12 protein-coding genes are annotated in these 12,246 nt (G+C 40.9%); 3 read left to right on the forward strand and 9 right to left on the reverse strand.

Translation table 11 applies throughout. From position 1 onward, the window contains the following. Window positions 1–87: 87 nt before the first annotated feature. Window positions 88–1,422, reverse strand: coding sequence for an ABC transporter permease (locus AFM12_RS05750; RefSeq protein ID WP_055144887.1), 1,335 nt, complete (start codon window positions 1,420–1,422; stop codon window positions 88–90). 2 nt (window positions 1,423–1,424) lie between these two features. Further along, window positions 1,425–2,333: an ABC transporter ATP-binding protein gene (locus AFM12_RS05755; RefSeq protein WP_055144890.1), complete on the reverse strand. Its 909-nt coding sequence runs from the start codon at window positions 2,331–2,333 to the stop codon at window positions 1,425–1,427. Window positions 2,334–2,499: 166 nt separating this feature from the next. Here AFM12_RS05755 and AFM12_RS05760 point away from each other — a divergent pair, with 166 nt between their 5' ends. Further along, window positions 2,500–2,838: a LytR/AlgR family response regulator transcription factor gene (locus AFM12_RS05760; protein WP_055144893.1), complete on the forward strand. Its 339-nt coding sequence runs from the start codon at window positions 2,500–2,502 to the stop codon at window positions 2,836–2,838. A 127-nt stretch (window positions 2,839–2,965) separates the two neighbouring features. On the opposite strand, the gene AFM12_RS05765 is transcribed toward AFM12_RS05760, so the two are convergent. Both AFM12_RS05765 and AFM12_RS05770 read right to left on the reverse strand, forming a co-directional pair. Further along, window positions 2,966–4,249, reverse strand: a complete 1,284-nt coding sequence (locus tag AFM12_RS05765; RefSeq protein WP_055144896.1) for a citrate synthase — start codon at window positions 4,247–4,249, stop codon at window positions 2,966–2,968. 274 nt (window positions 4,250–4,523) lie between these two features. After that, on the reverse strand, window positions 4,524–5,999 hold the full coding sequence (locus AFM12_RS05770) for a M28 family peptidase (protein WP_055144899.1): 1,476 nt from the start codon (window positions 5,997–5,999) through the stop codon (window positions 4,524–4,526). 74 nt (window positions 6,000–6,073) lie between these two features. Here AFM12_RS05770 and AFM12_RS05775 point away from each other — a divergent pair, with 74 nt between their 5' ends. Next, the gene (locus AFM12_RS05775; protein ID WP_131458210.1) at window positions 6,074–6,700 is read left to right on the forward strand and encodes a hypothetical protein; all 627 of its coding nucleotides are present in this window, start codon (window positions 6,074–6,076) and stop codon (window positions 6,698–6,700) included. Here the strand turns inward: AFM12_RS05775 and AFM12_RS05780 are convergent. From AFM12_RS05780 to asnS, 5 genes are all read right to left on the reverse strand, one after another. Then, window positions 6,697–6,948 carry a DUF3820 family protein gene (locus AFM12_RS05780; protein ID WP_055144905.1) on the reverse strand — a complete coding sequence of 84 codons (252 nt, stop codon included), beginning with the start codon at window positions 6,946–6,948 and terminating at the stop codon, window positions 6,697–6,699. The genes AFM12_RS05775 and AFM12_RS05780 overlap by 4 nt on opposite strands. A gap of 2 nt (window positions 6,949–6,950) precedes the next feature. After that, the gene (proB, locus tag AFM12_RS05785) at window positions 6,951–7,982 is read right to left on the reverse strand and encodes a glutamate 5-kinase (protein ID WP_055144908.1); all 1,032 of its coding nucleotides are present in this window, start codon (window positions 7,980–7,982) and stop codon (window positions 6,951–6,953) included. 1 nt (window position 7,983) lies between these two features. Then, window positions 7,984–8,535 carry a hypothetical protein gene (locus tag AFM12_RS05790; protein WP_055144911.1) on the reverse strand — a complete coding sequence of 184 codons (552 nt, stop codon included), beginning with the start codon at window positions 8,533–8,535 and terminating at the stop codon, window positions 7,984–7,986. A 46-nt stretch (window positions 8,536–8,581) separates the two neighbouring features. Then, window positions 8,582–9,670 (reverse strand): complex I subunit 1/NuoH family protein, encoded by a 1,089-nt coding sequence (locus AFM12_RS05795; RefSeq protein ID WP_055144914.1) that lies wholly within the window; start codon window positions 9,668–9,670, stop codon window positions 8,582–8,584. Window positions 9,671–9,775: 105 nt separating this feature from the next. Beyond that, the gene (gene asnS, locus AFM12_RS05800; protein ID WP_055144917.1) at window positions 9,776–11,203 is read right to left on the reverse strand and encodes an asparagine--tRNA ligase; all 1,428 of its coding nucleotides are present in this window, start codon (window positions 11,201–11,203) and stop codon (window positions 9,776–9,778) included. 184 nt (window positions 11,204–11,387) lie between these two features. Between asnS and AFM12_RS05805 the strand changes: the two genes are divergently transcribed. Beyond that, on the forward strand, window positions 11,388–12,230 hold the full coding sequence (locus AFM12_RS05805) for a glycerophosphodiester phosphodiesterase family protein (protein ID WP_055145212.1): 843 nt from the start codon (window positions 11,388–11,390) through the stop codon (window positions 12,228–12,230). Window positions 12,231–12,246: the final 16 nt, after the last annotated feature.

Below are 12,246 nucleotides of genomic sequence, written 5' to 3' on the forward strand. Positions count from 1 at the left end.
CGGACAATACTTTTAATCCTTTGCTGCTTTAAAACAAAAAAGCAAACCCATTGATGAGTTTGCTTTTTTAATAAAACCGAGAAATATCTACCCTTTATAAAAAACCCATTTTGAGAGTTCTTTCCAGGTTACTTTCTTTCCGTACATCAGAATACCTATTCGGTAAATTCTGGCTGCCAGCCAGGTGGTAAAAATAAAACCACCAATGAGCAAGGCTATAGACAAGGCTATTTGCCAGATGGGCACACCGAAAGGTATACGTACCATCATAATGATTGGTGACGTAAATGGCACCATTGAAGCCCAGAAGGCCAATGGCCCGTTAGGATCACGCATGACAAACTGAGCAATAATAAATGCTGCAATAATCGGGATAGTAATAGGTAAAATAAACTGCTGCGTATCTGTTTCACCATCCACAGCGGAGCCTACCGCACCAAAAAGCGAACTGTAAAGCAAATAACCTCCAAGGAAGTAAAACAAAAACGAAATAATTATCGTGGCGATGGGTAATGTTGACGCCGCATTGATGATATCCGGTAAAACATCAGCTCCAATATCGGGTTGATTTTGCTGCATTTGAGCGGCAACTTCAGGAGGAAGATTTGCCGACTGCACCGCACTCACATCAGGCATGTCCTGAAGTTTAGAGCCTACCACTTGCCCTCCAATGCTAAACAAGGCCAGAGTAAGAACAATCCATAGGGTGAACTGAGTAAGACCTACCAATGCCACACCCACAATTTTTCCAATCATGAGCTGAAAAGGCTTTACTGAGGATATAATCACCTCTACAATTCGACTGGTCTTTTCTTCCATTACACCACGCATCACCTGAGCTCCGTAGATAAATACAGAAATATAAATCAAGAAAGCACAGGCAAAACCAATGATCGTTGCGGCGGTGGAGCTACTTTTTTTCTCGTTTCCATCGTTGAGACTGATCGTTTCTGAACTTACATTGAGTTTAGCATCTTCAAGAACCGAACGGGTAATACCGGCTTCAGTAAGTTTAATGCTCTCAATTTCTCGTTCAATGGCTCCTTCAACTTTGCTTTTCAGTTCAAGCGGAACACCTCTCTCTGCAAAAATCTGAACGCTTTTAGGGTTTTCCATGATATCAGCAGGGATAAACACCAGAGCGTCTTTACCACTTTCAGGAAAAGCTTTTTTGGCCTCGGTAAGATCAGTATCGATATATTCAAATGAATACATTTCGCCGTTACCTATTTTATTGACAAAAAAACCACTTTCATCAATCACCGAAATATGTTTCTCATCTGTACCACTCATGGCAGCCCAAATAATACCTGCCCACATACCCATCATCAATAGGGGTACCAGCAGTGTAAGAATGATAAAACTCTTCTTTTTTACTCTTGTGAGGTACTCGCGTTGTATAATTAGTAGAATATTTTTCATGGTCAGGCTTGGTTTACAGCTTTGATAAAGATGTCATTCATGGTCGGGATATTTTCATGTAAGGCTTTAAGCTCTACCTGATCAATAATGGCTCTGATCAGGTCATTTACACTCACTCCTTCAGCCAGTTTAACAGTCCCGGAGTAATGATTTCCTTCAGTATTCATCACTTTTTCAATCTGGTAAACCCCCTCCTTACTCTCAAGTTTGCCATCAAATTCTATATGAAAGCTGTTTTCTTTGAACTGCTCTTTCAATTCCGCTTTTGAACCGTCCAAAACTTTTTTTGATTTATTAATCAAAGCCACATGATCACAAAGCTCTTCTACCGACTCCATTCGGTGGGTTGAGAAAATAATAGTGCTGCCCTGCTCACGCAATTTGAGAATCTCATCTTTTATGATATTGGCATTTATTGGGTCAAAACCACTGAAGGGCTCATCAAGAATAATCAATTTGGGCTGATGAAGCACTGTAGCAACAAACTGAATTTTCTGCTGCATACCTTTTGAGAGATCCTCGACAGGCTTATCCCACCAGTTTTTGATATCAAATTTGATAAACCATTCTTTGAGCTTATCCATGGCTTCAGACTTTGAAAGTCCCTTTAAACGAGCCAGATAAAGGAGAAGGTCTCCTACTTTCATCTTTTTATACAAACCACGCTCTTCCGGCAAGTAGCCGATTTCATAGATGTGTCGCTCAGATAGTGGCTCTCCATCAAAAAATACTTTACCAGAATCTGGGGCAGTAATTTGATTTACAATACGAATGAGTGAGGTTTTTCCTGCTCCATTTGGGCCTAAAAGGCCGAAGATCATTCCTTTCGGAACAGTAATACTGACATCGTCAAGAGCCAGATGATTGGCGTAATTCTTTACGATGTTTTTAATGTCAAGAATTGTGTTCACAGAAATCTTTTTGTTTCAGTCAAAATTAAGGAAAAGGGTTGTCCCGAAAATAAAATCTGGATAAAAGGATTGACTAAAGTGTGATCGGAAAATCTTTTTTTCTGTTGTTCCAACCATTCCGTTGACATTCCGGTCTTAAACATATCAATCATTCAACCAGCAACCCATGAATAATACAATCAAACTCGTCGGAAAAAAGCGTGTAAGCCCTAATGATATTGTACTTCTGAAGGCTGACGCTAATTACACTGAAGTAATGCTGAAGGGTGGCGAGCAGGTGATTGTGTCAAAAACTTTGAAAGAAATGGAGAAAGCTTTCACTCAGTTTTCCTCTTTTTTCAGAACTCACAAATCATTCATGGTTAACCTTGATCACATTGAAGGCGTACAGCTCAATGGTGTAAAAAGTGAAGTACGGTTAATTGATAATTTCAACGCTGATATTAGCAGAAGAAGAAAAGATGCCTTCCTCAGTATTCTGCGTCAGAGAACAGCTTTTGGATAGTCGATCCTTTTAACATATATGAAGTATAAAAAGGGAGTAGCAGTAATGCCGCTCCTTTTTTATTTACTCAAGACACAAAAAAAGCAGGCTCTGAAGAACCTGCTTTTCTTTAAAAATTATGAATCGATTATCTATCTCCGATTTCTTTAAACTCACGGGCTGTTTCTCCAGTGTAAATTTGACGAGGACGACCAATCGCCTGACCGCTTTCGCGAAGCTCAAGCCATTGAGCAATCCATCCAGGTAAGCGACCGATAGCAAACATTACTGTGAACATATTAACTGGAATACCCAAAGCTCTATATATGATACCTGAATAGAAGTCAACGTTCGGATAAAGCTTTCTGCTGATGAAATACTCATCATTCAAAGCAGCCTCTTCCAAACCTCTGGCAATATCAAGAACAGGATCATCTACTCCCAAAGCTGCTAATACTTCATCGGCCGATTTCTTGATGATACGGGCACGAGGATCAAAGTTCTTATAAACTCTATGACCGAAGCCCATCAATCTGAACGGATCGTCTTTGTCTTTGGCTTTAGCAAGATATTTTTCTACCCCTCCTCCATCTTCTTTTATGGCTTCCAACATTTCAATCACGGCTTGGTTAGCTCCACCGTGAAGTGGACCCCAAAGAGCAGAAATACCTGCAGAAATGGAAGAATAAAGGTTAGCCTGGGAAGAGCCTACCAACCTCACCGTTGAAGTAGAGCAGTTTTGCTCATGATCAGCGTGAAGAATCAATAATTTATTCAAGGCTCTTGAAACAATCGGGTCAACTTTATAATCCTCAACAGGTAATGCGAACATCATCTGCAGGAAGTTTGAGGTATAATCCAAATTATTTTTTGGATAGTTGATCGGGTGACCCTGTGATTTCTTATAGCACCACGTGGCAATGGTAGGGAACTTAGCCATCAATCTGATGATATGAAGATCAATCTCTTCCATATCATTTTTGCTGTAAGACTCAGGATAAAAACCACTCATGGCACTAACCAAAGAAGACATCACTCCCATCGGGTGAGCGTTTACAGGGAAACCATCAAAGATTTTCCTCATGTCTTCATTAACCATCGTATGACGAGTGATTTTACCTACAAAATCATCGTACTGCTTCTCATTCGGTAATTCTCCGTAGATCAAAAGGTAGGCTACTCCAAGAAAATCAGCTTTATCGGCAAGATCTTCAATACTATAACCTCTGTAACGTAGCAAGCCTTGTTCACCATCCAGATAAGTAATATCTGAAGTAGTAGAACCTGTATTCTTAAAACCAGGATCAATAGTGATGTGACCTGTCTGAGCTCTCAGTTTAGAGATGTCTATGGCTTTTTCGTTTTCCGTCCCTTCAATAATTGGAAACTCATAATCTTTGCCATCAAGGCTTAGCTTAGCTGTTTCGGCCATTGTTATTATCTTATGTTTACTGTTATTTTCTTGTTTTTGCGAGGCTGCGAATTTAGTAAAAATAGTGCAATTTCTTCAATGTAAATTAGATTTTATGGTCGGTCTTTTCGACGTTCAGCATAATTCTCTCAGATTACATCAAAATTGTACTTTCTCCTCCTAATCTTCATCAGTTTCGGTACTATAAACATGGATCAAAAGCTAATTGTTCACTGCTTGTCTAAGATTTTACCGGAGTTTCTTAGACGGAAACTTTCTTTGAAAAGTGCAGTATTTAGTGTTGATACAATTTTTCCCCTGCCTCTTCATACTTATCGCCCTCTATCCATTGGGGAGCAGTGGTTTTGTTTGCTACTAAACGGGCTGCATAAGCATATGATTTTGCAAATTTAGTACAGTAAGCAAAGTCAAGACCTTCAGCATTGTCGGCTTCTTTATGGTAATACTGCATCATATCTTCACTAAAAGCTGTAAAACCGGGCGAAAAAGAAGGTGCGGGCACTCCAAGAGCTGCGAAACTGACATTATCAGAACGATCAAACAAACCCAACTCAGGGGAAGGATCATTTAAAAGTTTGAGCCCCAAGGCTTCCACAGCCTTTGTTATTTCAGCCTCAGCTCCTGTTCGTTGAACACCAATTCCTGAAATAATGGAAGTATCATTATAACCGGCTCCATCAATATTCAGATTAAAAACCGTTTGCTTCACAGGCAGTAATGGATTCTCTACGTAAAACTTACTTCCCTTTAACCCTAGCTCCTCACCCGTAAAACCAATTAATAAAATTGACCTTTTAGGAGGTTTTTGAGCTAAAGATTTAGCGGCCGAAAGAAGGCCCGCCACACCGATGGCATTGTCGCGTGCACCGTTGAAAATGTAATCATCGCCTTCACCATCCGGCTCACGATATCCCACATGATCATAATGGGCAGTGAGAGCCACGTAAGTGGATCTCAGATCAGGATCGGTGCCTTTAATCAATCCAACAACGTTACTACTTGGAGTTGGCTTTTTACTGAGCTCATCACTTTGAATTGATAGCGTCTCGTTTCCTAATCGCTTTGCAGTAGCTGCATTCACCAAAATTCTGGTAAAGGAATCCGATTCATTGGTATTAATTTCCAGCCTGCCATCACCAAAATTACTAACCAGTAGCTCCCATGGAGCAGGAATGGTAAAGACCTCAATGATCGCCAAAGCTCCTTTCTCTTTGGCTATAGCAGCCTTTTGAGCCGAAACTGACATCATTTCCCGGAAACTTTTGGTATCCGGCGTACCAATTTGGGTTATAACTACTTTACCTGTTACCTCCTGATTTTCGTAGTCATTATAGGAACCATCTTCTGAAACCCAGCCATAACCAACCCTGGCCACCGGAGCTGAGCTTATATTCACACCTCCACCATTCAATAGGAGAAAGTCGCTGTTGACAAAAAGAGTAGAGTCACCGACGGTAATTTTAGCATTTTGGGGCTGATCATATTTCACAAAAGGAATTTTCTGAAAATAGGAACCATTGACAGGCAAAACACCATAACTTCTAAATTCCTCGGCAATATATGCTGCGGCCGCATTATTGCCTTGCTCTCCTGTATTTCTCCCCAAAAGAGCATCCGAAGCCAAAAAACGAATATGTTTTTCAACAAATGATTGCTCGATTTTAGATTCAGGTAATTTTTTAAACTTCTGTGCGTTTGAAATTAAAGCAGTAGCTGTTAGCAAGAAGGCTACAAGTAACATTTTTTTCATTCTTTCAATTTTTGGCGTATCGAATAAATCTCGACTTCGAATTAAATAGTTTTCACAAATAAAAGCTTTTTAAAATGAAGTATGTAGTCTTCTCGTTGATATGCCTGATGTCAGTTGGCCTCGATGCTCAGGCCGCCAATTCTGACCAAAAACTAGCTAAAGCCGACGAACTTTTTAAAAACGGCAGATACTGGGATGCTTTCACTTTGTATAAGCAGATCAGCTCATCTGATGGTGTTTACGTCATGAAAAAGCTGGAAGACAGTAAAATCTGTATGGTATTAAAACACAAATATGAAGTAAACCGAGGTCTCAAAAACTACCCTATAGCCATTGAAAACCTAGAGGAATTAGTTGAAATAAACCCCTTTGACCCAAACAGACCTGACCTGGGAATCATGGCTTACATTCACGCTAAAGAGCTACAAAAAAAGGCTTACAATCAACATTATCGTGTAGAGGCGGAAACAAAATTAAAGGAGGCTTCCATATATTACCGAATGGCTATGCAGGAAGGAATTGCGGCTGAGGAAGTGTTCCCAAAACTTAAGCTTTGTGAAAAGCAACTGAGGATTGTTGACTCCAATATGGAATTTGAGATCAAAGAAGAACCAATATTCACCGAAGAGCTTCAGAAAATTGAACCAAGCCTTCCCATTGAGAGAACCAGAAAAGTTTTGATTCTAGATAGGGAAGATTAAGATCTCTCCGGCGGAACCATCTTTTTTAATGTCTCAATAATTTCCTGAAGACCATTATTTTTGATTTCATAAGTAGTGGCCAGCCAAACACCAAGTTTTCCATCGGGAAAGCCCCCTTTTCGGAGAAACCACTCCAGATAAAATATAGGAATGTCAGCTATGAGTGTGCCCTTGTATTTGCCAAAGGGCATTCTTTTGGTAACAATTTCCAGGAGTATTTTTTTATCAAAACCGGGAAGTTCTTCCATGTTTACAAGATAGCAATATCATCAGCGTGTGCCACGATCAGACTTTGCTTATTTTGATCAAGTGAATCAGAAGAAACACGAGTTCTGGCTACGCCGATCACTTCTTTTTTCTCGTTTAAAAGCTCCACAACTTCACCTTTATCAAAGTCTCCGGAGTGTTTTTTGATGCCTACGGCCAGTAGACTTTTCCGATTTCTTAATGCTTCTACAGCCCCACCATCAAGCACAATTCGGGCCGTAGTTAAACCTCCGCTGGCAAGCCACTTATTTCGGGCAGAAAGATTGACCGCCTGCGGATCAAAAGTAGTTCCACTCTCACCTTTGAAGGCTTTCAAGATACCACCTTGATGCATTTTTATCCCGAAAATGGTCACTTTAATGCCCATTTTGGTGGCCAATTTTGCAAACGTGAGTTTAGAGGACATGCCTCCGAGACCTAAAGTTGATTTTCGGGTATCCACCAGATCCATCACCTCATCATTGATTTCTTTGATGTGATTGACCACATTTTTATCTTTATCTAACAGGCCGCCGGCCTCTGTGGCAATCATCAGTTGCTCGGCACCAAAACCTGCTGCAATCAAGGTTGCCAATTCGTCATTGTCTGAGAATTTGAGCTCGCGATCAGATATCACATCATTTTCATTAGCAACAGGAATAATATCATTGGCCCATAGCTCCTGATAAGTCTCTTTCAATTGCAGAAAAAGCTCTCTCTGAGCAAAGTGCCTACGTTCACAAAGACTTTGTGCCACATGAAAACCATGTTTGGCGAAAGCTTCTTTGAACTTCACAATCAATAATGGATTACCCACAGCGGCAGCAGCCTTTCTTTTGGCCAGTCGCCCGTCGTAATTAGAAATAAATGACTTCCCGGCACCCACAGCCCCGGAACTCACCAAAACCAAAGAATATTCAGAATGCAGTTGAGAAAGCTCAGTGGCAATTCTATCAATAACCTGATCATCAGGCACACCTTGAGCGTTTGTTATAGCCGATGTACCAAATTTGACAACTAAGAGGGGTTTATTCATTTCAGAGTGATTCTGGCAGGCTCAGTTTCTGAGCATCGTATTTTGTCTCAAAGGTATGAAGCAGCTTCAAAATTTGGTTCATTCTCCCGGCGAAATCAATACGATAATCTTCATGAAGTGCGTTGATCATTTTGAGAACTGAAAGAGCTTTTTTGACCATATATGTTCTCAAAACATCTCCTTTCCGGCTCATCACACCAACATGTCGGATTTGTTTCTCAAAAGCCTGTTCAAGACAAAGAATCTGCATATCCACCTCACCGTACTTGTCTTTGGCAACTCTGCGGTGCCAGGTAATCTCAGTACTCAATTTCCGAAAAGCTTTGAGAAAAAAGGCCGTTCCTGGAAATGGCTTGGCCATGACTCCTAAAATATGTTCTCTCAACGCCTCTTTTCTCAGATAAAGATCAGCCTCATCTTCCATGAGATCATACTTCATTTGCTCAAGCAATAGCTTATTTCTGGAAATAAGACGTAGAAGATGCCGATCCTTGTCTTTTTGAGGAAGGCCAAGAATTTCTTTTTCCAGTTCTTTTGGGATGTTTTTTGGCATATTACTTGGGCTTTACGGCCTCACAAGTTGAGGGTTTGTGACAAAACTACCAAACCATCAACACTCTCCAGATCGTAGATATCAGAAGCAAAACCAAAAGGAAAGGAGTAAGCACTTTCCAGCAAAGTTTCATCAACTGGTCAATTCTAAAACGTGGGAGCGTCCAGCGAATCCACATCATGATGAGCATTCCCAGGTAGCCTTTGGCAAATAACCAGAAACCACCCCATAGATAAGAGGACCAACTCCCCGGCTCGCCGGTGGTCCAAAGGGCCAGTTTGAAAGTGCCAATATTTGGTAATGGCGAGTTCCAGCTTCCCAAGAAAAGGATAGCTCCCAATAGAGAAACTAAAAGCATAATCCCGTATTCCGCCAAAAAGATAAATGCCCAGCGGAAACCACTATATTCTGTATGATAACCGGCAATCAGCTCTGATTCTGCCTCAGGCAAGTCAAATGGTGCACGGTTGGTTTCAGCCAGGGTGGTAATGAAGAAAATCACGTAAACAATCAGCAGAAATGGATTTCTGAGGATATTCCAGGTCAAAAAACCACCAACCTCGCTGACATCAATACCGAGTTTTTTAATTCCGAAAAGATAATTGGGTTCCATCGAGAATAAACCCTGTTGAAAACTGATTTCCTGAAGGTTTAGAGATTGGGTAACCACCACCACGCAAAGAACACTCAGACCCAAAGGCACCTCGTAAGAAACAATCTGAGCCACAGAACGCATGGCTCCTAGCAAAGAGTATTTATTATTTGAAGCCCAGCCAGCCATCAGAATTCCCAGAATATCTAAACTCACAATGGCGAGGAGAAAAAAGACACCCGTCTGGGCTGCAGAGCCTTGCAATGTTGAGGTCACCGGTAGCACCGCAAAACCTGCAAAAATGGCCATAAAAATAAGCTTGGGAGCAAATTTGAAGAGCTTTTTGTCGGCTTTAGCTGGCACTATATCCTCCTTTTGAAAGAGTTTCACCAAATCTGCAATCAACTGAAGAAGTCCCCATTTCCCAACTTCCATAGGCCCAAGTCTGTCTTGCATAAACGCTGAAACTTTACGCTCCAGATAAACGCTGACGATCACATTGGCTCCAATTACCGCAAGAAAAATGAGTAGAGGGATAAACATTTCAGTTATTCATGGGCCTAAAGCGGCTTACAATTTTTGATGTACCAAAGCCCCAAAGGTATCCATCAATTATGAATAATGACCTTTGGGACTAAAGAAATTGATTTAGAATTCCACATTTCCCGGCGTCCGCGGGAAAGCAATAACGTCTCTGATATTTCCCATTCCGGTAACGAACTGAACCAGACGTTCAAAGCCCAAACCGAAACCGGCATGTGGGGCAGTCCCATATTTTCGGGTTTCAAGATACCACCAGAGACTTTCTTCTTCTATGCCCATTTCATGAACTCTGTTTTTGAGTTTGTCCAGGTTTTCTTCCCGCTGGCTGCCACCAATCATCTCCCCTATACCCGGGAACAGGACATCCATGGCCGCAACGGTTTTTCCGTCGTCGTTCTGTTTCATGTAAAACGCCTTTATGTCCTTAGGATAATTGGTGATGATTACCGGCTTTTGAAAATGCTTTTCTACCAGATATCGTTCATGCTCTGATTGCAGATCAATACCCCACTCTACCGGAAACTTGAATTTCTTCTTTTTATGCGGTTTTGATTGAAGCAGAATATCCACAGCTTCAGTATAAGTAATTCTGGCAAATTCGTTTTCAAGTACAAAATTGAGTTTCTCTATCAAAGTATGCTCTGATCGCTCATTTTGAGGCTTTGTCTTATTTTCCTGATTGAAACGATTGTCCAGAAATGCTAGATCATCTTTACAATTCTCCATCACAGAGCCAATCACGTACTTGACAAACTGTTCGGCCAAATCCATGTTTTCTTTGAGCTCGAAGAAAGCCATTTCAGGCTCTATCATCCAGAACTCGGCAAGGTGACGGGTAGTATTTGAGTTTTCAGCTCTGAAAGTTGGTCCAAAAGTATAAATCCTTGAAAGAGCTAAAGCTCCCAATTCGCCCTCCAATTGTCCTGAAACGGTCAAAGAAGTTTCTTTACCAAAAAAGTCTTCACTAAAATCCACTTCACCGGTTTCTGTAACAGGGGCCTTATTGGCCTCAAATGTTGTCACCCTAAACATTTCACCGGCACCTTCAGCATCAGAAGCAGTAATAATTGGTGTATGCAGATAAAAGAAATTCTGCTCATGAAAAAACTGATGAACAGCATGTGACAAATGATGACGAACCCTGAAAATTGCACTGAACGTACTGGTTCTGAAACGTAAGTGAGCTTTCTCTCTTAAAAACTCCAGACTGTGTTTCTTTGGCTGAATGGGGAAAGTCTCATCAGCCTCTCCGTAAATCAGAATCTCCTCAGCCAAGACCTCAACATTCTGACCTGAGCCTGAAGATGCTACCAATTCACCTTTGACAGAAATACAGGCCCCACAGGTCACTTTTTTCATTACCTCCTCGGGCACGTTTTCACCATCTACCACGGCCTGAATGCTATGAATTGTTGAACCATCATTAATACTTACAAAGGAAAGAGCAGACTGCCCTCTTTTGGTTCTTACCCAGCCTTTTACCTCCACTTTCTGGTTTCTGGGCTCAGTTTTGAGTATCTCTATTATTTGCATGTTTTCTTGTTGTCGATTGAGAAGATGCCCAAAAATAGGGATATAATGAATCTTCCCAATCATCAGAAGTTAAATATGTCGGCAGGCTTTCTACTTGATCCTTCTTTGCTATTTTTGGTTTCAATTTTACTCAATGAACACAAGCAGCAAACTTTTCTTTCTTGTTCTTTTTGCTTTGCAAAGTATGGCACAATCAACCGATTTTGAAATTCAGGGACACCGCGGTTCGCGTGGTTTGATGCCTGAGAACACCATCCCCGCTTTTATCCGAGCTATTGATGAGGGCGTTCAAACGCTTGAACTTGATGTGGTGATCAGCAAAGACAAAAAAGTTGTGGTTTCTCATGATCCTTTTTTCAACCCTGAAATCAGTACAGGTCCTGATGGTATTCCATTGACGGAAGAAACACAAAACAATTTATACCAATTGACCTATAAAGAGATAAAACAGTTTGATGTGGGTTTACGTGGCAATCCAAATTTTCCGGAACAGCAGAAAATGGCGGTACATAAACCGCTTCTAAAGAAAATGATCAAAAAGGCTGAGAAGTATGCTAAAAAGAAAGGTGTTGCTCCGCTCAATTACAATATTGAATTGAAAAGCCTGCCGGAAGAGTATAATAAATCTCAACCTGAAGTTGATGAATTTTCAGATCTGGTCCATGACGTTATTTTTCAATTAATACCTTCCGAAAGAGTGACAATTCAAAGTTTTGACTTTAATGTTCTTAGATATTGGTTCTCCAGAATTCAGGCTGGTGAATATGAAAAACCCGCTCTCTCCGCTTTGATTGAGCCCTATGATGATAATGATATTGACCTCAACCTCAATAAACTAGGTTTTAAGCCTGATGTCTGGAGCCCTTATTTCCTGCATTTGAATGAAGAAAAAGTCGAGAAGCTTCATCAATTGGGCATAAAGGTTATTCCCTGGACCGTGAATAAAATTAAAGACATGAAAAGTGTGAAAGCAATAGGCTGCGACGGCCTCATTACAGATTACCCGAACAGAGCCCGGAATTTGTAATGACCAGAAAAAGATT

The organism is Jiulongibacter sediminis, assembly GCF_001306455.1.
Lineage (GTDB): Bacteria > Bacteroidota > Bacteroidia > Cytophagales > Spirosomataceae > Jiulongibacter > Jiulongibacter sediminis.